24 protein-coding genes and 2 tRNA genes are annotated in these 23,774 nt (G+C 62.7%); 11 read left to right on the forward strand and 15 right to left on the reverse strand.

The window, feature by feature from the left end:
• Nucleotides 1–465 precede the first annotated feature (465 nt).
• The 3 genes from ILT44_RS20550 to ribB all read left to right on the forward strand — a co-directional run bounded on the left by ILT44_RS20550 (nt 466) and on the right by ribB (nt 3,667).
• The gene (locus ILT44_RS20550) at nt 466–858 is read left to right on the forward strand and encodes a hypothetical protein (RefSeq protein ID WP_204241486.1); all 393 of its coding nucleotides are present in this window, start codon (nt 466–468) and stop codon (nt 856–858) included.
• A 200-nt stretch (nt 859–1,058) separates the two neighbouring features.
• Nucleotides 1,059–2,174: a chorismate synthase gene (gene aroC, locus ILT44_RS20555; protein WP_204241487.1), complete on the forward strand. Its 1,116-nt coding sequence runs from the start codon at nt 1,059–1,061 to the stop codon at nt 2,172–2,174.
• A 203-nt stretch (nt 2,175–2,377) separates the two neighbouring features.
• A complete protein-coding gene (gene ribB / locus ILT44_RS20560; protein ID WP_204241488.1) occupies nt 2,378–3,667 on the forward strand; it encodes a 3,4-dihydroxy-2-butanone-4-phosphate synthase in 1,290 nt (429 codons plus the stop codon).
• A 158-nt stretch (nt 3,668–3,825) separates the two neighbouring features.
• Here the strand turns inward: ribB and ILT44_RS20565 are convergent, their stop codons facing one another.
• Nucleotides 3,826–4,767 (reverse strand): histone deacetylase family protein, encoded by a 942-nt coding sequence (locus ILT44_RS20565; RefSeq protein WP_204241489.1) that lies wholly within the window; start codon nt 4,765–4,767, stop codon nt 3,826–3,828.
• Between the two features lie 191 nt (nt 4,768–4,958).
• Between ILT44_RS20565 and ILT44_RS20570 the strand changes: the two genes are divergently transcribed.
• The gene (locus ILT44_RS20570) at nt 4,959–5,546 is read left to right on the forward strand and encodes a L,D-transpeptidase (protein ID WP_204241490.1); all 588 of its coding nucleotides are present in this window, start codon (nt 4,959–4,961) and stop codon (nt 5,544–5,546) included.
• Between the two features lie 55 nt (nt 5,547–5,601).
• Here ILT44_RS20570 and ILT44_RS20575 read toward each other — a convergent pair whose 3' ends face one another.
• The 3 genes from ILT44_RS20575 to ILT44_RS20585 form a co-directional block, all read right to left on the reverse strand.
• Nucleotides 5,602–5,793 carry a hypothetical protein gene (locus ILT44_RS20575; protein ID WP_204241491.1) on the reverse strand — a complete coding sequence of 64 codons (192 nt, stop codon included), beginning with the start codon at nt 5,791–5,793 and terminating at the stop codon, nt 5,602–5,604.
• A gap of 215 nt (nt 5,794–6,008) precedes the next feature.
• Complete coding sequence (locus ILT44_RS20580) at nt 6,009–6,854, reverse strand: patatin-like phospholipase family protein (RefSeq protein ID WP_204241492.1); 846 nt, start codon at nt 6,852–6,854, stop codon at nt 6,009–6,011.
• A gap of 7 nt (nt 6,855–6,861) precedes the next feature.
• Nucleotides 6,862–7,350, reverse strand: a complete 489-nt coding sequence (locus tag ILT44_RS20585; protein ID WP_204241493.1) for a MarR family winged helix-turn-helix transcriptional regulator — start codon at nt 7,348–7,350, stop codon at nt 6,862–6,864.
• A 190-nt stretch (nt 7,351–7,540) separates the two neighbouring features.
• Here ILT44_RS20585 and ILT44_RS20590 point away from each other — a divergent pair, with 190 nt between their 5' ends.
• Together ILT44_RS20590 and ILT44_RS20595 are read left to right on the forward strand one after the other, a co-directional pair.
• Nucleotides 7,541–7,747, forward strand: a complete 207-nt coding sequence (locus ILT44_RS20590) for a hypothetical protein (protein WP_204241494.1) — start codon at nt 7,541–7,543, stop codon at nt 7,745–7,747.
• A complete protein-coding gene (locus tag ILT44_RS20595) occupies nt 7,747–8,526 on the forward strand; it encodes a DUF1499 domain-containing protein (RefSeq protein WP_204241495.1) in 780 nt (259 codons plus the stop codon). The genes ILT44_RS20590 and ILT44_RS20595 overlap by 1 nt, the downstream gene beginning before the upstream one ends.
• A gap of 9 nt (nt 8,527–8,535) precedes the next feature.
• Here the strand turns inward: ILT44_RS20595 and ILT44_RS20600 are convergent, their stop codons facing one another.
• On the reverse strand, nt 8,536–9,447 hold the full coding sequence (locus ILT44_RS20600; RefSeq protein WP_204241496.1) for an MBL fold metallo-hydrolase: 912 nt from the start codon (nt 9,445–9,447) through the stop codon (nt 8,536–8,538).
• A 329-nt stretch (nt 9,448–9,776) separates the two neighbouring features.
• Here ILT44_RS20600 and ILT44_RS20605 point away from each other — a divergent pair, with 329 nt between their 5' ends.
• Nucleotides 9,777–10,385: a biotin transporter BioY gene (locus tag ILT44_RS20605; protein ID WP_204241497.1), complete on the forward strand. Its 609-nt coding sequence runs from the start codon at nt 9,777–9,779 to the stop codon at nt 10,383–10,385.
• A 97-nt stretch (nt 10,386–10,482) separates the two neighbouring features.
• Here the strand turns inward: ILT44_RS20605 and ILT44_RS20610 are convergent, their stop codons facing one another.
• Entirely contained in the window at nt 10,483–10,773 is a 291-nt protein-coding gene (locus ILT44_RS20610) for a hypothetical protein (protein WP_204241498.1), read from the reverse strand.
• Between the two features lie 149 nt (nt 10,774–10,922).
• Between ILT44_RS20610 and ILT44_RS20615 the strand changes: the two genes are divergently transcribed.
• Nucleotides 10,923–11,609, forward strand: a complete 687-nt coding sequence (locus tag ILT44_RS20615) for a hypothetical protein (RefSeq protein WP_204241499.1) — start codon at nt 10,923–10,925, stop codon at nt 11,607–11,609.
• A gap of 46 nt (nt 11,610–11,655) precedes the next feature.
• Here ILT44_RS20615 and ILT44_RS20620 read toward each other — a convergent pair whose 3' ends face one another.
• On the reverse strand, nt 11,656–12,063 hold the full coding sequence (locus ILT44_RS20620) for a DoxX family protein (protein ID WP_204241500.1): 408 nt from the start codon (nt 12,061–12,063) through the stop codon (nt 11,656–11,658).
• 588 nt (nt 12,064–12,651) lie between these two features.
• Between ILT44_RS20620 and ILT44_RS20625 the strand changes: the two genes are divergently transcribed.
• Nucleotides 12,652–12,975, forward strand: a complete 324-nt coding sequence (locus ILT44_RS20625; RefSeq protein WP_204241501.1) for a hypothetical protein — start codon at nt 12,652–12,654, stop codon at nt 12,973–12,975.
• Nucleotides 12,976–13,067: 92 nt separating this feature from the next.
• Here ILT44_RS20625 and ILT44_RS20630 read toward each other — a convergent pair.
• Nucleotides 13,068–13,144, reverse strand: a tRNA-Pro gene (locus ILT44_RS20630).
• 149 nt (nt 13,145–13,293) lie between these two features.
• Here ILT44_RS20630 and ILT44_RS20635 point away from each other — a divergent pair.
• Nucleotides 13,294–13,368, forward strand: a tRNA-Gln gene (locus ILT44_RS20635).
• 335 nt (nt 13,369–13,703) lie between these two features.
• Nucleotides 13,704–16,757, forward strand: a complete 3,054-nt coding sequence (locus tag ILT44_RS20640) for an ATP-binding protein (RefSeq protein WP_204241502.1) — start codon at nt 13,704–13,706, stop codon at nt 16,755–16,757.
• Between the two features lie 33 nt (nt 16,758–16,790).
• Here ILT44_RS20640 and ILT44_RS20645 read toward each other — a convergent pair whose 3' ends face one another.
• From ILT44_RS20645 to ILT44_RS20675, 7 genes are all read right to left on the reverse strand, one after another.
• Entirely contained in the window at nt 16,791–17,435 is a 645-nt protein-coding gene (locus tag ILT44_RS20645; protein ID WP_204241503.1) for a ThuA domain-containing protein, read from the reverse strand.
• 32 nt (nt 17,436–17,467) lie between these two features.
• A complete protein-coding gene (locus ILT44_RS20650; protein ID WP_204241504.1) occupies nt 17,468–18,643 on the reverse strand; it encodes a Gfo/Idh/MocA family protein in 1,176 nt (391 codons plus the stop codon).
• A gap of 5 nt (nt 18,644–18,648) precedes the next feature.
• The gene (locus tag ILT44_RS20655; RefSeq protein ID WP_204241505.1) at nt 18,649–19,416 is read right to left on the reverse strand and encodes a sugar phosphate isomerase/epimerase family protein; all 768 of its coding nucleotides are present in this window, start codon (nt 19,414–19,416) and stop codon (nt 18,649–18,651) included.
• A gap of 69 nt (nt 19,417–19,485) precedes the next feature.
• Nucleotides 19,486–20,565: an ABC transporter ATP-binding protein gene (locus ILT44_RS20660; RefSeq protein ID WP_204241506.1), complete on the reverse strand. Its 1,080-nt coding sequence runs from the start codon at nt 20,563–20,565 to the stop codon at nt 19,486–19,488.
• 3 nt (nt 20,566–20,568) lie between these two features.
• Entirely contained in the window at nt 20,569–21,453 is an 885-nt protein-coding gene (locus ILT44_RS20665) for a carbohydrate ABC transporter permease (protein WP_204241507.1), read from the reverse strand.
• Nucleotides 21,450–22,385, reverse strand: coding sequence for a carbohydrate ABC transporter permease (locus ILT44_RS20670; protein ID WP_204241508.1), 936 nt, complete (start codon nt 22,383–22,385; stop codon nt 21,450–21,452). The genes ILT44_RS20665 and ILT44_RS20670 overlap by 4 nt, the downstream gene beginning before the upstream one ends.
• Nucleotides 22,386–22,466: 81 nt before the next feature.
• Nucleotides 22,467–23,708 (reverse strand): ABC transporter substrate-binding protein, encoded by a 1,242-nt coding sequence (locus ILT44_RS20675; protein ID WP_204241509.1) that lies wholly within the window; start codon nt 23,706–23,708, stop codon nt 22,467–22,469.
• Between the last annotated feature and the right edge of the window lie 66 nt (nt 23,709–23,774).

Consider the following 23,774-nt stretch of genomic DNA (forward strand, 5'->3'; position numbering starts at 1 on the left):
GGCGTGGGCCTCGTCGATGGTAGAGAGCTGATTCCCAGAGCCAGGTTATGGCGCGGTCCCCGGAATTACTCCATGTGTGCCGGTGGTCGGAATCGGTTCAAGGCCCCCGTCGAGCAGACGGATAACGCCTGGAACGGTCACCGGGCCGGCATCGCCTGAACGCCTAAACAAGCCGTGCGCGAAGAGGCACCTCGGCTCTTCCCTTTCACCATCCACCATCGAGCCGGGCTGCCCGTCGCGCCACCCTCGATCTCAACCAAAAGGCTCGCAGCTCACGCTGCGGGCCCCAGGGCGCTGGCTCTTTGACATCGAAACCACTGTCGTCATCCCGGACGAAGCGCAGCGCAGATCCGGGATCGCAAGACGAGTTAAGCGCTGTCATCCCGGATGTTCAAGCTCGGCTGTTGTCGCTCTGAGGAAAACATGCTCCTATTCGTAACTCAGTCACGAAACTGGAGCTTCATCATGGAACGCGCCATGGCCGCCGCCGCAGGGTTGCTTGTGCTGGCAGGCTCCGCATCTGCCGAAACGCGGGAGCGGACCATCAAGGCGAATACCGTCGCGGCTGTCGGCGGCTTCCTGGGCTACGAGGTCGATACCTGTTACCCGGCCGAAATTCCCGATGTGAAGATCCGGCAGGCGCCGGCGAACGGAAGCCTCCGCATCGTTCCCCACGAAGAGGTCCTCGGCAAGGATTCGCGCTGCCCGGGCACCAAGGTTCGCGGACTGGCCTACGTTTACACGCCGAAGAAAGGGTTCAGGGGAACGGACGAAGCGACGGTCGACGTGCCTTGGAATTCCACGGATAGCGGGCGCGCGACGATCCTGTCCTATACCTACCGGATCCGGGTCGAGTGACGATCCCGGCGATGGCCGATGGCAGGGGATGCGGCCGGGCGTGACACCGGGGCGCTTTGGTTCTAGAGCATCGGACCTGAAAGTGGATTCCACTTTCAGGTCCGATGCTCCACTCTTCAAAGAGCGCATCGTTGATGCAGAAAACCGGGTCCACTTTTCTGCACGATGCGCTAAGACGCCGTGAACCCTGAAGAAGCGCCATGTCCCACAACACCTTTGGTCACCTGTTCCGCGTCACCACCTTCGGCGAAAGCCACGGGCCCGCGCTTGGCTGCGTGGTCGATGGCTGCCCGCCTCTGATCCCGCTGGAGGCCGCCGAGATCCAGGCGGAGCTCGACCGCCGCCGGCCGGGCCAGTCGCGGTTCACCACCCAGCGCCAGGAGCCGGACCAGGTGAAGATCCTCTCGGGGGTCTTCATCGATGAGCGTACGGGCAAGCAGGTCACCACCGGCACTCCCATCGCGCTCCTGATCGAGAACGTGGACCAGCGTTCCAAGGATTATTCCGAGATCAAGAACTCCTATCGTCCGGGCCATGCGGATTTCACCTATGACGTGAAATACGGCATCCGGGATTATCGCGGCGGCGGACGCTCCTCGGCCCGCGAGACGGCGGCGCGCGTGGCCGCCGGCGCCATCGCCCGAAAGGTTCTGCCCGGCATCACCATTCGCGGCGCCCTCGTCCAGATGGGGCCGCACGCGATCGACCGCGGCAACTGGGATTGGGACGAGGTGTCCCTCAACCCGTTCTTCTGCCCCGACGCGAAGGCGGCCCAATTCTACGAGGACTATCTCGACAGCCTGCGCAAGGCCGGCTCCTCCATCGGCGCGGTGCTGGAGATCGTGGCCGAGGGCGTACCCGCCGGCCTCGGCGCGCCGATCTACGGCAAGCTCGACGCGGAGCTCGCCTCCGCGCTCATGTCGATCAATGCGGTCAAGGGCGTCGAGATCGGCGACGGCTTCGCGGCGGCCGCCCTGCGCGGCGAGGAGAATGCCGACGAGATGCGGCCCGGCAATCAGGGCGCCCCGACCTTCCGCTCGAACCATGCCGGCGGCGTGCTCGGCGGCATCTCCACCGGCCAGCCTTTGGTGTGCCGTTTCGCCGTGAAGCCGACCTCCTCGATCCTGACGCCGCGCGCGAGCGTCACCCGCTCCGGTGCCGAGGCCGAGGTGATGACCAAGGGCCGCCACGACCCCTGCGTCGGCATCCGGGCCGTGCCGGTGGGCGAGGCGATGGTCGCCTGCGTCCTGGCCGACCAGTTCCTGCGCCATCGCGGGCAGGTGGGCCAGAGCGCAGCATGGCCGTTCGGGGGCTAAACGCACTGGACGTCATGGCCGGGCTTGTCCCGGCCATCCCGATACGTGAAGAGTGCTGAGCCTCATTCAATCGTCATCACCGGCACAAGGCCGGTGATGACGACAGAGGTATCTAGGCCCCCCCGACACTAAAGCACTTTTGCAAACTTTGGCCGGCAAATTTTAGTTTTACTAAAATCGCCCCTTAAGTTAAGCCTCCAGGCATGAAACTGGCTGAGTGGCTCTCCCGCAATGGCATGCCGCGCGTGGAATTCGCGCGGCGGATTGGCGTCACGCCCGGCGCCATCACCCAGCTATGCAACTCCGACCAAGCCTGGCTGTCCCGAGATACGGCGGAAGTGATCGCCCGTGAGACCCGCGGAGCCGTCACTCCGAACGACTTCTTGCCCCCATCCGCCAAGGAGGCCCTGATGCCCAATTCCGTCACCGATGCCATCGAGGCTTTCGCCCGCGGTGAAATCGTCATCGTCACGGACGACGACGACCGCGAGAACGAGGGCGATCTCATCGTAGCGGCCTCCCTCTGCACCCCGGAGAAAATGGCCTTCATCATCCGCAACACCTGCGGCATCGTCTGCGCGCCGCTGACGGCCGCGGAGGCTCGCCGCCTGCGGCTCGATCCGATGGTGGCCTCGAACGATGCGCCGCTGGGCACCGCCTTCACGGTGACGGTCGATGTCAAGCACGGGCTGACCACCGGCATCTCGGCCGAGCAGCGTTCGAACACGGTGCGGGCGCTTGCCAACAACAACATGGGCGCCGCCGATTTCGTGCGTCCCGGACACGTCTTTCCGCTCATCGCCAAGGACGGCGGCGTGCTCATGCGCTCCGGCCACACCGAGGCGGCGGTGGACCTCTGCAGGCTCGCCGACCTGCCACCGGTGGGCGTGATCTGCGAGCTCGCCAACGACGACGGCACGGTAATGAAGGGCGCGCAGATCGATGCCTTCGCGGAGAAGCACAGCCTCAAGCGGATCTCGGTCGCCGATCTGATCGCCTATCGCCAGGCGCGGGAGAAGCTCGTCGAGCGCATCGCCACCTTCCCGGTCGAGACCCAGTGGGGCTCGTTCACGGGCTATGCCTATTCGACGCCGTTCGACAGCGTGCAGCACATGGCCCTCGTCCATGGCCGCATCGGTGACGGCACGAACATTCCCGTGCGCCTTCACCGGGCCAATGCGCTCACCGATGTCTTCGAGGGCGGCAAGGCCGTGAACGCCTCCCTGCAGCGCTTCGTGAAGGAGGGCAGGGGCGTCCTCGTCTATCTGCGCGACGGGACGGCGGGCGTCCCCATGACGAATTTCACGGAGACCGAAGAGGCGGGATCAGAGGCTGTGCGCTCGAGCCAGTGGCGCGAAATCGGCCTCGGCGCGCAGATCCTGAAGGATCTCGGCGTCGCCTCCATCCGCAACCTCGCCACCTCGAGCCGCTCCTATGTCGGCCTCTCCGGCTTCGGAATCGAGCTTCTGAGTGAGGAGTCGATCGATCACTGATCGACTTTCAGCACTTTCCTGCAAACCCAACCTCCTCCTGAGGAGGTCGAGTAGCGACCGTCTCGAAGGAGGTTCCAGAGAGCACTGAATCCCTCCTTCGAGACGCAGCTTCACGGCTGCTCCTCAGAATGAGGGCAGTGTTTCTGTGTCTGTTGTGCCTACGCCCCCGTCTCGCGCCCCATCAGCGCGTCGAGATGGAAGGCGACGGACCGGGAGAGCCCTTCGAGGTCGTAGCCGCCTTCGAGAACGGAGACGATCCGCCGGCTGCAATGGCGCTCGGCGAGATCCATCAGTTTTTGTGTCGCCCAGGCGAAATCCGACTCCGTCAGGTTCAGGCTGGCGAGCGGATCGCGCCAATGGGCATCGAAGCCCGCCGAAATGACGATGAGATCGGGCGCGAAATCGTCGATGCGCGGCAGGACGACGGTCTCCACCGCCTCGCGGAAGGCCTCCGTCCCGTCGCCAGCCCTCAGCGGCGCGTTGACGATGGTGCCGTGATCGCCGGTCTCGGAGAGTGCGCCTGTGCCGGGATAGAGCGGCGCCTCATGGGTCGAGCAATACAGCACGGTCTCATCCGACCAGAAGATGTCCTGGGTGCCGTTGCCGTGATGCACGTCCCAGTCGAAGATCGCGACGCGCTCGGCGCCGTGGCACCTCTGGGCATGGCGGGCGGCGATCGCCGCATTGTTGAAGAAGCAGAAGCCCATGGCCCGCACGCGCTCGGCGTGATGGCCCGGCGGGCGCATGGCCACAAAGGCGTTCGTCACCTTGCCCGTCATGACCTCGTCGACCGCCTGCACCGCACCGCCGGCCCCGCGAAGGGCCGCCTCATAGGTGCCGGGCGACATCACCGTGTCCTCATCAATGCGGACTAACCCCTCCCGAGGGCTTATGTCGCGCAGATTGCGGATGTACTCTTCCGGATGAGCAAGGGCGAGACTGTCCATCTCCGCCATGGGCGCCTGCTCCCGGACGAGCGACGTGAACCGCTCCTTCTCCAGGGCGCGCTCGATGGCGCGGATGCGGTCGGGACGCTCGGGGTGCCCGAAAGGCGTCTGGTGGTCGAGGCATGCCGGGTGGCTGATGTAGAGCGTGGACATGGATCTTCTTGGATAGGACCGCCGCCAATGTCGCAGCGTCACGTGCGCCTGTCTATGTTGTTGCGATGCAACACCTTCCGGAGCGGAGCCGTGTCATGGTGTGTTTCGATTCGTCTTCACGACCTCACGGTCTGTAAGCCGCCCGACGTCACCCTTCGCTACACTCCGCTGAGTCCTTAGAGCTTTGCACGATGCGCTTTTTTAGTCTGCCTCTTCTTTTGGTAATGATGACGGCCCTGGCCGGATGCAACTTCAAGGGCGTTCCGGACCCGCAGGTTTCGGCGCGCGATGCCGAATGGATCGCGAAGGTTCCGAAGGCCGAGGAGGATCCGCGCTTCGGGCGCTACATGATCGACGATCCAACGGGCGAGGCGCCGGGCACCATCGTGGTGGATACGAAGGAGCGCCAGCTCTACCTCGTTCAGGCGAACAGGAAGGCGATCCGCTACGGCGTGGCCGTCGGCGACGAGGCCTATGGCTGGACCGGCACGGCCACCGTCGCGCGCAAGGCCGAATGGCCCGATTGGAACCCGCCGGCCGAGATGAAGGCCCGCTGGTCCCATGTCCAGTATACGAAGGGCGGCCCGGAAAACCCGCTCGGGGCACGGGCGCTCTATCTCTACGAGGGCAACAAGGACACCCTTTACCGCATCCATGGCACCAACGAGCCGGAGAAGATCGGCTTTGCCGTGTCCTCGGGCTGCATCCGGATGCGCAACATCGACGTGATAGACCTCTACAACCGCGTGCCGGTGAACACGAAGGTCATCGTCCGCTAAGGCTGCTACAGTCGATACGAAAAGAGCGCCCGAGGGGCGCTCTTCTTGTTTCGAGTTACTGGTCTAGGACAGCTTCCTTGCGCAGGAAGGCAGGAAGCTCGGAGATCTTCGGGCGGCTCCGCTGCAGCTTGGCAGCCTGAACGGCTGCGGCGAGCGCCGGCAGGGCGACGTTCTTGAAGGCCGGGATGGATTGGGCGGCGTTCTGCTGGCCTGAACGGATGTCTCGGCTCGAAGCGTTCTGGGTCATGGATCCTCTCTGAAATACACAGGCTGTTCGACAACCTGCCTTCATGATCTGCAGGGCTGTGACCGCTTTGGGGCAGACCGGTGATCATCTGTTGGCTTGGCTGCAGATGAACCAAGCAAGGTGAATCAACGTTTAACGGGGCTGCAGGCCCGCAGGCGAAGCGGGGTCGTGAAAGCTCCCGTTGACGTTGGGATATGGTCTAGAGCCGGGCTGCCTCAGAGGCTGTGCGCAGCCACACCTTTCGCAAAGGTCTCGCCGTCCCGCAGTCCCATCTCATAGGCCTTGCGGATCCCGGCCGGATTGGTGATGTCGAACTGACCGATGGGGACGGGGCTTGAGGGTTGGACATAGGTGCGCCCCTTCACGGCCGGAAAAGCGCGGTAGAGACGCGAGAGGATCACCAGGGTCTTGCCGCCCTGCGCTTCGACCGGGAGCAAGGGCTCCGTCGGCACGTTGTCAACGAGCCCGCCATCGAGCGCCACCATGCCGCCGATGCGGCCGACCGGCATGAAAGGCGGAACGCTGGCGCTCGCCATCAGGGCTGCCGATAATTCCGCAGGGGAGGCGAGGTCCTGCACGCGGACGAATTCCGGACGGAACCCCAGGGCCCGACCACCCTTCGGATGGACCGGGGAGCGCCATTTCTTCTCGATCTGGTAAGTGACGATGCCCAAGGGGATGGCGAGCGAGAGGGGCAGGCGGCGGGGCTTGCGGGCCAGCCCGATCAAGATGCTCGGACCCTGCCTGAGGCGATCCAGAGCCGCCTCGTCGATGATGCTCTCGATGAGGCTGCGGTACATGAGCGAGACGGGCCAGGGGGAGCCCTCGCTGCGCCAGGCCCGCCATTCGAAGTTGCGGCGGCCCAGGCTGCAGCCTTCGGCCACCATCTCGTTGACCTTTCTGCCGAGTCCGAGAAGGCTATAGCAGGCGGACCAGGCGCCCGCGCTGACGCCGACCACCATGTCCGGCTTCAATCCGAGCAGCGGTCCTGCCGCCTCCCAGAAGCCTCCCTGCCAGTAGCAGCGGTTGCCGCCGCCCGCGAATGCCACCGCGTCGAACATCGTCGCCCTATTCTGCCTTGGCTGGCGACGAGTCCTCCTCGGCTCGCGCCCGGTCCCGCCACGCCAGAACGATCCGCTCCAGATCAGCCAGATCCTGGGCCGGCAGCGTTCCGAGGGTCCGCATCACGTAGCTCCGTTGAGCCGCAATCCCCTGGTCGGCGAGATCACGCCCTTTCGGGGTGAGATAGAGGGCATTGGAACGCCGGTCACCCGGGATCGAGCGCCGCTCCACAAGACCGGCCTCGACCATGCGGTCCAGCAGGCCCGAAACATTGCCCTTGGTCACATAGAGCCGCTCCGCCAGCTCCTGCTGGCTCAGGCCTTCGCGCTCGGTCAGGGTGGAGAGCAGATCGAACTGGGGGATGGACAGGCCCAGAATCCTCAGTTCCGTGGCCACGGCATTCGAGGCCCGCCGGTTCAGGCGGATGATCCGGAACCAGATCCGTAACGGATCAGTCGCCTCCATATGAGCGGGGGCAGAGGTAGAGGGCGTCAAGGATTTAAGCTCCTGGTACAAGCCAGATAGTTTAGAGCGAAACCATTCCTGCCGTCACCCCTCACAGCGCTTCGGATGAGCATCTCCCAACGACTTTCAGGTGGGGCATGAGGAGGATACCCGACTGAGCCATGTGTTCCAATATTCCACATCTGTGGTAGAGCTTGGAGGGTAACGCCGGGATTGAGCGATGGCCGTCCTGCTCAAGCGGGTCGAGGACCAGGAGAAGGATGAAGATGACGGGAACGATTTCAAGGTCCCGGCTTTTCTCTCCACCCACCCGGTCACCGATCAACGGCTGAAAGCTTTGGAAAAACTGGTGCCGTCCCGCCAAGGCGAGCCGATTCTCGATCAAGAGCAGTGGCGCGCACTCAAAGAGATTTGTAAGACCGCCTGATGCGCCGCCTCATCATTGAAGAACCTTATTCGCGGCCGGCGAAGTGGTCGCCCACACTTGCATTGTTCGCGCTCGCCGTGACCGTCCTGGTGGTGCTGCTGATCCGCTTCGGCCGAATCGATTATCAACCGGGCTTCACCGCCCTGGGTGCCGGGATCGCCATAGCTTTTGTGGCGGTGGCGCTTGCCCTCGTCGGCTTCGTGCGCATTTGGCAGGAAGGGCGGCGTGGATTGGGAAGCGCGATCAAGGGCCTCGTCATCGCGATGCTGGTGCTCGCCTATCCCGGCTTCATGGCGCTCAAGGCCGTCACCCTGCCGGCGATCAGCGATGTCACCACCGACACGGACGATCCGCCCGGCTTCTCCCGCTCCCGCGCCGCGCTCGAGGCGCGCAAAGGGCGCGTCCCTCCGGATGTGCCACCCGAGGTCAGGGAGATGCAGCGGGCCTCCTATGTTCAGATCGCGCCGCTCACGCTGGACATCGGCCCCGAAGAGGCTTTCGCCATCGTGCGCAAGGCGGCCGACAATCTCGGCTGGCAGGTGATCGAGGCCGTGCCTCCGGGCGGACGCGTCGGCCTGGGACGGCTGGAGGCGATCGACCGTTCGCTCGTTCTGAAAATGCCCTACGACATCACGGTGCGGGTCCGGCCGCGGGTCGATGGCACGCGCATCGACATCCGTTCGGCCTCCCGCTTCGGCGGCCATGACCTGGGCGTCAATGCCAAACACATCCGTGACTTCCTCGAGGAGGCCTCGAACCTGGCGATCGCGGTGCGCTGACCTGCCTGTTCAGGCCGGGCGATACTCGCTGTCCAAGGCGGGGAGGCCGTCGACAGCCGCCTGTCCCCTAGCGACCATGTCCTCCAGATGGGCGAAGACCGAAAGACCGGCGGCGCCGACGAGGGCAGGGTTCAGGCCCTGGTAGATGGCGGCGACGATCTCGGGGATGGTGCGGTCGCCCGCCCGCAGCCGGTTGAGGATCGAGGCTTCCCGCTGCCGGCGATGATGGAGGAGCGCGCGCACGAAGCGCTGAGGGTCCTGGACCGGACCGCCGTGGCCCGGCCAGTAGAGGCTCTCCTCCCGGCCTTTGAGCTTGTCGAGGGAGGCCATGAACTCGCTCATGGAGCCATCGGGCGGCGCCACGACGGTGGTGGACCAGGCCATCACATGGTCGCCTGAGAACAGCGCCTTCTCCTCGGCCAGCACGAAGGCGAGGTGATTGGCCATGTGGCCCGGGGTGGCGAGGGCCTGAAGCGTCCAACCGGGGCCCTCGACGGCATCGCCTTCGCGCAACTCCCGATCTGGCTCGTAATCCTTGTCGGAGCTCGCCTCCAGGGTGTTGACCTCACCGGAGAACAGAGGCCGGGCGCTGCGATGGGGCGCGCAGCCCACGATGGTTGCCCCCGTGGCGGCCTTGATGGCGGCGGCTGCGGGCGAATGGTCCTTGTGCGTATGGGTGACGAGGATATGGGTGACGGTCTCGTTGCGCACCGCGTCGAGGAGCGCCCCGACATGCCCGGGTATATCGGGGCCCGGGTCGATGATGGCGACATTCCCCGAGCCGACGATATAGCTGCAGGTGCCCGTGAACGTGATGGGCCCGGGATTGCTGGCAACGATCCGGCGGACGAGCGGGCTCACGCGTACGCATTCCTCCGAACGGGCCGGAGGGCTGGTGTCGAAGGTGAGATCGTCCGACATTGAAAATCCTTGCAACTGCGGTTCAGGACATCTCGCGCTTCCTAGCGCATCATGCAGAAAAGTGGACCCGGTTTTCCGCTAAGAACGATGCGCTCTTCAAAAACTGGAGCATCGGATAGATCCCAAAAGTGCAAGTCCACTTTTGGGTCCGATGCTCTAGCGCACGGCAAGCCTCCCACAAGCCGTTTTCCGCAAAACCCATCTTGGACTAAAGGGTGTCAACAGTCCCGGCAATTGCTGGAGACGGTGGCTTGAGGCAGATGCCGGACCCCCCTATAAGGCTTCATGAGCCGCCTTGCGCATGGCGGAATGATCTGGAGATTCCCTTTATGACGATCAGCGCCCCTTCGCTGTCCTCACCCTCGACCCTCGTCGGCCTCCTCTGGCCGTCCCGGGACGATGCCCGCTTCGCTGCGCTTCGCGCCATCGTGCTGATGGTCGTCGGCACGGGGCTTCTCGCCGTCTCCGCGAAGGTCCAGGTGCCGCTGCCATACGTGCCCATGACGCTGCAGACCCTGGTCGTGCTCATGATCGGCGCGTCCTATGGCTGGCGCCTCGGCGGCGCGACCGTCGCCCTTTATCTCGCTGAAGGCGCCATGGGCATGCCCGTCTTCGCAGGCCCTGCGGCCGGCATCGGCTACCTGATGGGCCCCACCGGCGGGTTCCTCTTCGGCTTCGTGGCCGCGGCTCTCGTGATGGGCTTCATGGCTGAGCGGGGCTGGGATCGTTCGCTTCTGCGCGTCATCGTGATGATGACCATCGGCCATGCGGTGATCTTCGCCTTCGGACTGGCTCAGCTGTCTCTGGTGATGCCGTTCGCCAAGGCCTGGACCGTGGGCGCTGCCCCGTTCGTGGCCGCCACCCTCGTCAAGACTGCTCTGGCCGTTGCTCTGATGCAGGCCGCTTGGTCCATGACCCGCCGCGGCGGCAACCCCTGATCAAGCCTCAAAAGAAAACCGCTTTGGAAGCCGCCTTCGGGCGGCTTCTTAATTTCCAGAATAATCAAATGCGGATCGTAGAGACCGTAAGCGGCGTTCAGCCGGCCGAGTGCACCAGCCTGAGCTTGGGCTTGGCCTTGACGGTGCCGTGGAGGAAGGTGACATCCACCCATTCCTCGTCTCCGCTGCCTTCCTCGATGCGGTAGCCCATCTGCTTGGCGATGGCCTGAACCTGGCTGAGGTTCGATTTGGCGATCCAGCGCGAGAACTCAGGGAAGCCCTGGTCCATCAGAACCGCGATCATGCCGATCTCGACGCCCTGGTCGAAATCTTCGCTGCGACCGGGAAAACGCAGCCGCAAGCCATCGTCGAGGTGGATATGTCTCATGACGGGAAGCCCCCAGAACACCCTTTTCGGGCACCTTTTGCTCGAACATAGCAGTGCGTTGACGGGCTTGGAAGGTGTCATGGCCGCGCAGGGAACCGCTCTGCCGGCCGCTCATTAGCCTGACAGGAGACGATAACAGGAGGGCTTCCATGACGGAGCGCAGGATCACCGCGTTCTTCGACACTTATGACGAGGCCGCACGGGCGGTGCAGCGGCTCGAGGCAGCCCATCTTCCGGATTTCGAGATCAGTCTCGTCTCCAACAACTTCAACGATGCCTACACGCATCATGCGACGCAGTCTTTCGAGGAGGATGGGAACTCGCATCCCTTCGCCGGCGCCACGGCCGCCGCGGGATCTGTCGCCGGTGCGGGGGCAGGTCTTCTCGCGGGGCTCGGCACGGTGGCGATTCCCGGCTTCGGACCCGTGGTCGCAGCCGGCTGGATCGTCTCGACCCTGGTCGGCGCCGGCGCCGGTGCCGCCGTGGGCGGCCTTGCCGGAGCGCTGGCCGACGCAGGCCTCAGCGACGAGGAGGCTCAAACCTATGCGGACGGCGTGCGTCGCGGCGGGGCCCTCATCACCATCAAGGTGGATGAGGCGCAGATGGATCAGGTGGTGAGCATTCTGGATGACGAAGGCGAGGTCGAACCGGACAACGAGGTGCGGCGTCAGGATGATGCGCCCGCTCCGCCCATCGGCGCCGCGGCTTCGACGACCACAGGCCTGATAAACGACCTCATGCCGATCCCCTTTGACGAAGACGAGGACGATCACACACTGCACGTCGAACTGGAGGACGAGCGCCTGCGCCGGCCGACGGGCACGAAGCCGGAATGAGCCATGGCAGAGCGGGAGGCCCCGAGGGGCCTCCCGCAAAGAGCGATCAGGCGGTGCGGCTGCTCCGCAGAACACGATCCAGGCTCCATGCTCCACCGCCGGCAGACGCAATGAACAGGAAAACGAAACAGTAGAGGATCGCGGCATCGCCGCCGTTCAGCACCGGGTAGAAGCTGCGCGGTGCATGGGCGATCCAGTAGGCTGCGGCCATCAATCCTGAGAGAAGGAAGGCCACGGGCCGCACGAACAATCCGGGGATCAGGAGCGCGCCGCCGACAAGCTCGAGCACGCCGGCAATCCAGGGAAGGCTGAAAGCCTCAGGAGCAGGATTGGCTGAGACAGGAAAGCCGAGAAGCTTCTGTGTGCCATGGGCCATGAAGATCAGTGCTGCGACGATGCGCAGGATGCTGAGAAGGCGCGGCGCCCAAACGGTTTCGAGATGAGCTTTGTTCATCGGACATTCTCCGGATTGTGGGGGAGGGCGAACGGCGGTGCCGATCAGCCAGAGGAGGAGGCCACTCGATACAAGCTCGAGCGGGATGTTCCCAGCTCCTAAGGCGCAGCTTCCGGTAACAAATTGCTTACCACGTTCCCAAGACGGTTTGATCCGTTCGGACTTTGAGGCGTTTCTCTCATGCCAGCAGAACAGGAGGCATTCATGACCATCCTCGATCCTAAGACCGGGCAACTCGTTACCATCGATCTCCCGTCCAAGCCGCGCCGCGCTTGAGGGAAGCCCGGAAATTCTTCCCACCCATCAAGACATGCTCAGCTTTCCCGTTTTAATTGCCCCATCCCCTGAATTCTTGCGCCATCTCCCTAATTACTTTTCGAGGCCAAGGGTTGTGCCCTGACGCACATCGCCAATGCGACATTCAGTCGACAGTCGTTTGAGCCGGAACCCTTGGTCTGCAAAGGCATTGGCTAAAGGAATGGATTCAATCGAGCGCCAAAGCCGCAGATCGACGGGCTTGAAACTTTAAGCAGTCGCAGCTTTGGCGCTCAGCTTTTGGTAAAGATCGCAAAGGTTGAGGAGCGGCAGATGGCTCTGACGGGACGTTTTAATCTTCGCAAGACTTGGACCGGGCGGATTGTACTGCAGGTCGAAGAGGAGGTGCCCGGCCTCTGGGGCCGCATGACGGGCAAGACCAAGCTGCAACGTCGCTGGAGGGATGCCAATGTGCTCGACCTGGCAGCCCCCGAACTGCGCAGCCTCGTCGATCTGCGCTTCCGCCCGCGATACATGCCTCAGACCAACGAGATGCCGCAGGAGTGGCCCAGGGCTCCGAGCCAACTTGAGGCGATCCCGGCTCAGACCCTTCACTACGAGACGTATCAGGAAGACAATCGCTTCTCGACGCATTGATGCGAGAGCAAGGGCATAGAGCATAAATGCCGGGCAGGATCAGCCTGCCCGCGGCCTTGCCGCATGATCACATGGTCAGATTTGAAGAAGAATGGTCGGAGTGGCAGGATTTGAACCTGCGACCCCCACGTCCCGAACGTGGTGCGCTACCAGACTGCGCTACACTCCGACACCGAAATATTCTCGGGAGGCCGGTCTTATAGCGGCGAGGGGGGAGGGCCGCAAGGGGCAATCGAGCCTTTCTTGCAGTTATCGAACCGCGTGCAAAACGGTGTTGCCAGCCGCGTTTGAGCCGATTATGTACACGCCACACCTTTTTGGGGCGTCGCCAAGCGGTAAGGCAGCGGTTTTTGGTACCGCCATTCCCAGGTTCGAATCCTGGCGCCCCAGCCATTTCCATTCCAAAGCTTGAATCGTCAGCCCAAGATTGCCGTTCCACGGAAGCTTCAGTTCGCTCTGCGGGGCAGAACCGAAGCAGGCTGCAAAGCCGCTCAGAATGCCGGACGCGATCAGGGGGCTTTGGGCCAGCGCCCGAGTGCACAACGGCTGATTTTGTTTATTGCCAAGCATTTGCAGGCTCGACCAAACTATTTTCTTCCCTTAAGCCTAGATGTTGGTTGCAACATTATTTAGGGGCGAGTGTGGAGTACAGGCGGGATTCGTCCCCAGACCTCGAGCCACGGAGGGGCAAGCCCCATCTTGCGTCTCTTAGGGCTCGCCTCCTGCTGATGGTCTTCGCCCTCTTGGTGCCGGCTTTTGCTGCCGCCGCTTTGACGCTCTACGCCGGGTATGACAGGGACTGGCAAGAGGTCCGGAAGCATCTTCTCGAAACATCGCGCGCTCTGTCGCTGGTTGTGGATCGCCAGTTCGGGCAGGCTGAGGCGCTTCTATGGGCTTTGGCTGCTTCGCCCGAACTGCAATCCAGAGAGCATGCAGCCTTCGATGCCCTTGCACGCCGGGCCATCCGTATCCCGGACGCATGGATCGTTGTCGAGGAACCGGGACGGCAGGTGGTCAACACCCTCTTGCCTCCGGGCTCACCCTTGCCCGAATTGGGCACACAGGATCACTGGAAAGGCCTTGCTCCCGGGCAGGTGAGGGTCAGCAATCTCTTCACAGGGGTCGTGTCCAAGCAGCCGGCCATCGGCATCGATACCCTGGTCGTTCTTGCAGATGCCTCTGCGCGGTATGTCTCCGTCGTCATGCCGGCCGGAGCCATCAGCCGCATTCTCTCCGATCAGGGGCTCCCGTCAGCCTGGATCGGTGCAATCGTGGATCGGAATGGCACGGTCGTCGCACGCTCCCGCAGTCCGGAACTGTTCGTTGGAAAGTCTGCAACGCAGGACAATGTGCTGCGTATCCGTTCGGGCGTAGATCAGGGGGTGTTCGAAGGAATATCCTTGGATAGGGAGGCCATGGTCATGGCCTTATCCCGCTCCCCGTCATCTGGATGGTCAACGATCGTTGCCCTTCCAAGGGCTGAGTTGAATGCCAGTGCTCGCGATCTTGCTCTGGCACTTGCTGTCATGGGCCTAGTGCTTTTTGCCGTGGGCGCTGCCTTCGCGCTTCATGTGACCCGTCGCATCACCAGACCTGTGGAGGCTCTGGTGAATGATGCGCTGGCGCTTCAGGGCGGCGGCTTGGCCGCGCCTCTCTGGTCGACAGAAGGGGAGTTCAAGGAAACTGCTTTGCTGCGTGATGCTCTTGAAAATACGCGCGGAGTTCTACGCCAGCGGGAAATCGAGCGCGATCAGGCTTATGAGAGTCTCAGGCGGGCCAATGAGAGCCTCGAGACCCGGGTCGAAGAGCGCACGCAGGAACTCGAAAGGGCCAATGAAAGCCTCCGTGAAAGCCAGTCGGCACTGGCTGAACGGGAGGCGCTCTATGCCAGTATCTTCCGCTTCAGTGCGGATGGACTTCTGGTCTTCAAGCTGACGCCCAAGGGAGGCGTCATTGCGGAAGCATGCAACCCGGCCGTGGAGCATCTCCTTGGCAAACCCTCCGCTGAGATTGCCGAATGCCTTCTCAGCGACATTCTCCCTGCGGACCAATGGCTCGTGCTCGAAGCGCGGGTGCGCGAATGCCAGATATCGGGCCACCTGATCGTCTATGAGCAGCATCACGTCTTCCCGACGCGTCAAGGTGTATGGGTGATCACCCTCGTTCCCATCCGCGATGGCGATGAACCGGTGATGCGGGTGCTTGGATCCTTGCGCGATATCACGCACGAGAAGGAGACAGAGGCCGAACTGCGTCAGAGCCGAGACAAGTACAGCACGCTTTTCGAGCACTCCCCCTTCAATCTCGCGGTTATCGGCGTCTACCCGAATGATCGCTTCGTCTATGAGGATGCCAACACCGCGCTGCTGAAATCCTTAGGCTTTGCCCGTGATGGTTTCGTGGGCAGAATGCCTCAGGAGATATTTGCCCCCGAGACTGCAAAGCATGTTTCCAAACACTATCGGACCTGTGTCGTGACGAAGTCGATCATGGACTTTGAAGTGACAGGGAAGGTGCCGATCGGCGAGGTCACGCGCCGGACCGTTCTTGTTCCGCTGCTCGATGCGCAAGGGCAGGTCACTAAGATCTTTGTGTCTTCCATCGATCTCACTGAGCAGCGCCGCATGGAAGAGCAACTGCGCCAGGCGCAACGCCTCGAAGCGGTCGGACAGCTCACAGGCGGCATTGCGCACGACTTCAACAACCTGCTGACGGTCGTCATGGGCAATCTCGATATGTTGAGGCGTGCGAAGCCTGATCGGGCTCCGCGCCTGATCGATAATGCCATCAATGCCGTCGAGCATGGGCGGAAGCTAACCATGCAGCTTCTCGCCTTCTCACGACGCCAGCCCCTGAAGCCCGAAATCGTTGACCTGAAGAGATTGATCGGGGGAATGGGGGATATGCTGGCTCAGTCCCTGCGAGGGGATATTACGCTCGAGATTGATTTTGCCGAGGACTTGTGGCCCGTCGAGGTTGATCCAGCGCAGCTGCAGGCCGTTCTCATCAATCTGGCGGCCAATGCGCGTGACGCGATGCCGAAAGGCGGCAAGTTCACCCTCTGTGTCCGGAACACCATTTCCCACGATGAGGGACCGGCCGAGTTCGTGTCCATCGAAGTGAGCGATACGGGAATAGGTATCGCGTCTGAAGTTCTTCAAAAGGTCTTTGAGCCGTTCTTTACGACGAAGCCTGTCGGACGGGGCACTGGGCTAGGGTTGGCTCAGGTCTACGGTTTTGTCCAACAGTCAGGGGGATCCGTCGACATCAAGAGCGAGGTCGGTCGCGGAACGACAGTGACCCTCCTGCTCAGGCGAACGGATAAGGATCGAAACGAAGGAGCTTCGGAAAAGGAAGACGTTCCTGTAAACTCCCTTCAGGCATCGCGTATCCTGGTGGTCGAGGACAACTCACAGGTCGCTGAATTCGCTGTCGCTTTGCTGCGCGAGCAGGGGCATCAAGTGGAGCATTGCGCGTCCGCTCATGATGCTCTCCAGTTCCTGGAGCGCGATGCGCGATTCGATGCCATTTTCTCCGATCTCGTCATGCCTGGAGGGTTGGACGGCCTGGACTTGGCCCGAATCGTCCGGGAACGCTGGCCTGCCCTTCCGATCCTGCTGGCGACGGGCTATAGCGACTCCGTCGAGCGTGCGGCGCAGGAGGACTTCCCCATTCTGAGCAAGCCTTACCATCCTACGGAGTTGGAGCGGGAATTGTGCCGGTTGATCCCGCAGGCCGGCATCGGATCGAACGTGCTGCCATTGCGGCCGCGTCAAGCCTGAGAGCCTGCTGCTTGCGACGCGGCTGCAGATCGTTCAGGGGCGAGCTGCCCACCCCATGCCACGCCTGATGATCGTGCGCATTTCCGGCACCTCGAACTCCTTCGCCACGTGGCCGAGGGAGCTATAGAACACACGCCCCTGGCCGTGGCGGCGCTTCCAGACGACCGGCATCACCACGCCTTCGATCCATGGGGCGTGCTCACCCGAGAAGGTGGTGGTCGCCAGAACCTCGTTCGAGGGGTCCACGTGCATGTAGTACTGCTCGGAGCGATAGTCGAAGTCGCGGATGCCCTCCATCACCGGGTCGTCAGGCCGAGTGATGTTGACCCGGTAGTCGATGATGTTTCCGGGATGCGCCACCCATTGGCCACCGCACATGAACTGGTACTCGACTGCGTCGCGAAAGGCATCGCCCATGCCGCCATGGTAGCCGGCAAGGCCTGTGCCCTCGCGGACGGCCTGTGACAGATTGGCAGCCTCGTCCTTCTCGATCTTCGACATCGTGAAGATCGGCACGATGAGACTCATCGTGTGAAGCCGGGGGCTGGCGAAAGCCCTGGTCGAGTTTTCCAGGTGAACCTGGAAACCCTCTTCCCGCAGGATGCCGGCAATGATTGAAGCGCATTGCTCCGGCTCATGGCCGTTCCATCCACCCCACACGATGAGTGCTTCCCGCATCGTTTCGTTCTTCCCGTCGAGAGGAATGGATCTCAGGCAGCGGAAGCCGCCTGAGGAAGACCTTTCCAGAGCAGGGAGGCATCTGCATCCTCCAGCACGGCCGGGCGTTCGAGCGTGGTGGTGATCGCCTTCGGCTGTCCGGTGGCTGCGCCTTCAAGGATGCTGTGCATGACCTCGAGAACATGCAGCCCAAGACGCCCGCTGGAGCGGTGCGGCGTGCCGTTCAGGGCTGAGCTCGCAAGATCGGCGAGGCCCAAGGCCCGGTAGTTGGCCTTGTTGGGCAAATCAGGGGCCCAGTTCGGCGAGCGCCAGTTGGGAACTCCCAGCGGCATCTCGCTCGAATCGACGGCGCGCCAGTCTCCGCCGCGCTCGGTGACTTCCACATGGCCGCCGAAGAAGTTCGGATCCGGCACGCGAAGCGAACCTTCCGAGCCGTAGATCTCGATAGCCGGATGACTGTGCTTCCACACATCCCAGCTCATGCAGAAGGTCACCTGCGCACCCGAAGCGAATTCGAGCAGTGCCGTCACGTGGGTCGGAGTCTCGACGGTGATGCTTTGGCCCTTGCGCGGCGATTCCGCCGTCACGACACGTTCGGGAAAGCCAATGTTCGACATGGCAAGGACACGTTGCACCGGGCCGATCAGGTTGACGAGGGTACTGAGATAATACGGTGCCATGTCGAGGATCGGGCCGCCGCCGGGCTTGAAGAAGAACTCTGGGTCGGGATGCCAATGCTCCATGCCGTGCGACATCAGGAAGGCCGTTCCCGACAGGATGCGGCCAACAGCCCCATCGTCGACGAGCTTGCGGGCCAGACGGCCGCCGGCACCGAGGAACGTATCGGGAGCGCTGCCGAGGTGAAGCCCGCGAGCTTCCGCCTCGTCGACAAGCTTGCGGCCCTGTTCGAAATCGACCGCCAGGGGCTTTTCCGAGAAGACGTGCTTGCCGGCACTGAGGGCTGCCAGCGACAGCCCGAAATGGGCGGCCGGCACGGTGAGATTGACCACGAGGTCGATGTCATCACGGGCCAGGAGCTGATCGACCGTCAAGGCTTCGATGCCATGGCGGCTCGCCTGGGCCTGCGCAACCTCCGGCCTCATGTCTGCGCAAGCGCGCAATGTCAGGCCACGATAGGCCGGAATGTTCTGCAGATAGATGCCCGAGATATTGCCGCATCCGATGATGCCGACATTGAGGGAGTTCATGATCATCAATCCTCGATAGTGCGCAGGAAATCAAAGCTGGCGCGGGCGGTCCTGGCAGGATCGGACGGCTTGTCGTGCTCTACCACCATCCACTCGGCTCCGGCCTCACGGCACACGCGCCAGAGGTCGCGCCAGTTCAGCACGCCAGAGCCTACATCGGCCCAGCCGTCCTGATCCTCGTTCTGGCCGGCAGGCGCGATATCCTTCACATGGGCGGCGGTGACCTTGCTGCGGTAGCGGTTGATCCATTCCTTGGGATCGGCATCGCCGCGCGCCAGCCAGGCCACGTCGACCTGCCAGGCGAGGGGACTGGTACCGGCAGCCTCGAAGATCAGCTCGAGGGCCGTTTTCGCGCCGTCCTTCGGCTTCAGCTCCCAGTGGTGGTTATGGTAGCCGAGGCGGATGCCTTGAGCCTGAAAGCGCTCCGCAATCTGTCCGAGATCGCGCCCAAGCGAGCGCCAGCCGTCAGCGGCCATGTCGCGCTCCTCGGGTGGGACGGCAGGCATGTACAGGTTCGTGAAGCCGAGCGTTTTGCAGGCTTCCACGATTTGATCAGGCTTCTCGCGCAAGGCCGCCATGCTGACATGGCTGGAGGAAGCCTTTAGGCCACGCGCGTCGAGCTTCGAGCGGACCTCGGCAGCCTTGTCGAGGTGGGACCCGATCGTCTCTACGTAGCGGTAGCCGGCATCGGCGACCGTATCGAGGATCACATCCAGATCCTCCAGAGATCGCAAGGTGTAGAGTTGAATCGATAGTCTATCTGTGACGCTCATGGGGCCCTCAGGGTTCAGGAAAGCAGGCGTGACAAGTCGTGCGCGAGACCTGCCACGATTTTGGTTTCGTCAAAGGCGCTCGCCGGAATCCGCGGCAAAGAGCGAGACTTGAGCTGGGTCGATGTTGAGCGTCATGCTCTCGCCCGGACTTGCGCGTCGGCTGCCGGAAGTGCGGACCTGGACCGAGCCCATCCCGTCACTGCACCAGATCACGGTGTCGGCGCCCATGGGCTCGACGATATCGACCTTGAAACCGGGCCAAATGCCCGTGCTCGAAATCTCCAGGTTTTCCGGACGGACGCCGAGCACCACCTCCTGCCCAGCCGAGGGCGCGGTGGCAAACTGATATCCGGAGAGCGAGAGGCGGCGGTCTCCCGCGAGGAAGCTCAAGCCTTCTCCGGTGTTCTCGAGCCGGCCCTTGATGAAATTCATCTGCGGCGAGCCGACGAAGCCGGCCACGAAAAGATTGGCCGGGCGGTGATAGATCTCGTCGGGCGTGCCGATCTGCTGGATCTTCTGCTCCTTCATCACCACGATGCGGTCGGCAAGCGTCAGGGCCTCGATCTGATCGTGCGTGACATACACCATGGTCGTCTTGCCGAGCCGCGCGTGCAGCCGCTTGATCTCGACCCGCAATTCGTTGCGCAGCTTCGCGTCGAGGTTCGACAGGGGCTCGTCGAAAAGGAAGACGGCGGCATCGCGCACCAGAGCCCGCCCGATGGCCACGCGCTGACGCTGGCCGCCGGAGAGCTGGTCGGGACGCCGATCGAGAAGGGGCGTGATCTGCAGCAGTTCGGCCGCTTTCGTGACGCGCTTCTCGATCTCTGGCCTCGGTGTCTTCGCCATCCGGAGGCCGAAGGACATGTTCTCGCGCACGCTCATGCGCGGATAGAGGGCATAGGACTGGAACACCATGGCGATGCCGCGATCCTTCGGCTCCTCCCAGGTGACATTCTTGCCGTTGATCCAGATCTGCCCCTCCGCCACGTCGAGCAGACCCGCGATGGCATTGAGCAGGGTGGACTTGCCGCAGCCCGAGGGGCCGAGAAGCACGATGAACTCGCCTTCCTCGATGTCGAGAGACAGGCCGTCGAAGACCTGGACGGCCTCGAAGGCGACGGTCACATCACGAACGGAAACTGTCGACATTTCTTATCCCTTCACAGCGCCGGCGGCGATGCCGCGGACGAACCAGCGTCCGGACACGAAGTAGACGACGAGCGGAACAAGTGCCGCGAGCATGGTGGCGGCCATGTCGACGTTGTAGGCGCGCTCGCCCTGCGTTGAATTGACGATGTTGTTGAGCTGCACGGTCATGGGCAGGTTCTGCCGGCCCGCGAAGGTCAGCCCGAAGATGAAGTCGTTCCATATGCCCGTGACCTGGAGGATGGTTGCAACCACGAGGATCGGCGTCGACATGGGCAGGATCACCCGGAAGAAGATGGTCCAGAACCCGCCGCCGTCGATGCGGGCCGCCTTGAACAACTCGATCGGCAGTCCCGCATAGTAATTGCGGAACAGGAGCGTCATGGTCGGCAGGCCGAAGATCACGTGCACCAGCACGATGCAGGTGAGCGAATTGTAGATCCCGGTCAGGGAGAAGATGCGGACCAGCGGATAGAGAAAGACCTGGTACGGAATGAAGGCGCCGAGCAGCAGGATGCCGAACATGACGTTCGCGCCTTTGACCCGCCAGAACGACAGCGCATAACCGTTGATCGCGCCGGCGACGATCGAGAGGATCACGGACGGGATCAGGATGCGCACCGAGTTCCAGAACCCAACGCTGATGCCGTTGCATTCGAGACCCGTGCAGGCGGAGGACCATGCCTTGGTCCAGGCCTCGAAGGTCATGGCGGCAGGCAGGGCAAGAATATTGCCGAGCCGGATCTCCTCCATGGGCTTGAGCGATGTCACGACCATGATCCAGAGCGGCAGCATGAAGAAAAGAGCTGCCGTGATCAGGAAGGCATAGACGCCGATGCGACCGGCGGTGAGGTGACGGGGGCGGCGGCCTTGCGGCACGGCGGCGCTCATGCATGCCTCCCTTGCGGACGGACATAGCGAACGTAGACCCAGGGTGCCAGGATGGCGATGACGGTGATCAGCATGACCGTTGCGGCGGCTGTGCCGAGAGCGATGTTGTTGCGCTCGAAGAGGTGGTCCATGACGAATTTGGCCGGCACCTCAGTGGCGATGCCGGGGCCGCCCAGGGTCATGGCGACTACGAGATCGTAGAGCTTCACGACGCCGGTCGTGAGAAGCACGACGGCCGTGACGACCATGGGCCGCAGGAGGGGCAGTACCACGGAGGTGTAGACACGCCATGTGGGAATGCCATCCACCTTGGCGGCCTTCCACAGGTCGGCATCGATTCCCCTGAGGCCGGCGAGCAGGATGGCCATGGTCAGGCCGGTGCCATGCCAGAGACCGGCGATCACGATGGTGTAGATCGCCATCCTCTGGTTCACCAGCCAGTCGAAGGTGAAGCTCTCGAAGCCCATGTCCCGGACGAGCTTCTGCAGACCGAGCCCGGGATTGAGAAACCATTGCCAGGCGACGCCCGTGACCACGAAGGACATGGAATAGGGATAGAGAAAGATGGTGCGGAAGAGGCCTTCGCCGCGCACGTTCTGGTCGATGAAGACGGCGAGCAGGAAGCCGATGATCAGGCACCCCGCAATGAAAAGGGTGCCGAAGATGACGATGTTCGAAGCCGAGGTCAGGAATCGGTCATTGGCAAAGAGGCGGCTGTACTGAGCGAAGCCCACCCAATCGAGCTTGGGCAGCAGAGTCGAACTTGTAAACGAGAGCCGCACGGTCCAGAGCATGCAGCCGATGAAGACGACAAGGACGATGAGCGCAGTGGGTAGGAGGGCGATGGCGGCCGGCAAGCGGGTTCTGACGCTGCGCCTGGTTCTTGAGCCCTTCGCGGCGACGCTCGGGACGCCGATCGAGATGGTTTCCACCGGAAAAGCTCCATTGAGAGTGCTTCAAGACTCAGTGATGGAGACCTCGCCCCGGTGATGCCGGGGCGAGGTGGAGAGGTCTTAGGCCGCGTCCCGCATGGCGGCGACAATCTTTTCGATGAACGCATCAGCCGACATGTTCGGGTTGTTCCAGTACTGCGTGACCGCATCCTGCATGGCACCCGAGAAGTTCGGGGGACTGAGGATCTCCATGCTTTCCACCTGGTTTGCGGGATTTTCCAGGATGGTGTGGGCCTTCTGCGCGCAGACGTCCATGGAGGATACATCGACATCCATCCGGACCGGGATCGAGCCCTTCTTCTTGTTGAACTCGATTTGGGTGGTTGGATCGAGCAGAACCTGGATCAGCTTCTCCTGAGTGGCGAGCGCTGCCTTGTCCTTGGTCTCAGGAAAGACGAAGACGTCCCCGCCGATCACGAGCTTGGGCTCTTGGCCCACGACGGTGCAGCCATATTCCTTGCCGGCCGTCTGGCCCGCTGCGATGAACTCACCCTTGGCCCAGTCGCCATTGAAGTGCATGGCGGCCTTGTTCGTGATCACCAGGGCCGTCGCGTCGTTCCAGTTGCGGCCCGGGCTGCCTGGGTCGACGAGGCCGCGCATCTTGCCGAAGATTTCGACCGTTTCCTTGAACTTGGGGGTCTTCACGACATCCGGTTTGCGGGTGCCATAGAGCTGGCGGAACATTTCGGCCCCGCCATGGCCGACGACCACGGCCCGGAAGAGGTTGTGCTCCCAATTGGGCTGACCGCCCAGAGCAATCGGGATAATGCCCTTGGCCTTCAGCTTTTCTCCGCTTGCGATCAATTCGGGGAAAGTCTTTGGAGGCTCAAGGCCGGCATCGGCGAAGACCTTGGTGTTGTAGAACATCCAGTTCTGGCCATGAATATTGACCGGAACAGCGTAGAACTTGCTTTCGCGCACGGTGGCATCGACGATCGGCTTGGGCATGATCTCGCGCCACTTGTTGGCTTTGGCAAACGTGTCGACATCACGCACCAGATCGTTGCTGACCAGTTCGTCGAACTGCTTGCCGGTGTTGAACTGCATCATGGTCGGGGGATTGCCGCCCACCATGCGGTTGATGCCGGCCGTACGGGCATTGGCGCCGCCGGCGATGGCATTGTCGACCCAGGTGCCGCCCGCCTTGGTGAACTGGTCGGCGAACACCTTCACGGAGGCGGATTCGCCGGCCGACGTCCACCAATGGAGAACCTCGGCTTTCATCTGCTGCGCGAGCGCCCCTGAACTCCAGATCAAGGCAACAGAAAGGGTATACGCGGAGACGCGTGTCTTCATGCTCATGGCTTCCTCCCAGAAGCGTTTATCGATTTTTGTAATCGATTACATCTTGCGTTATAGGTTGTAGGC

It is taken from the genome of Microvirga arvi (genome assembly GCF_016892765.1).
Classification (GTDB): Bacteria; Pseudomonadota; Alphaproteobacteria; order Rhizobiales; family Beijerinckiaceae; genus Microvirga; species Microvirga arvi.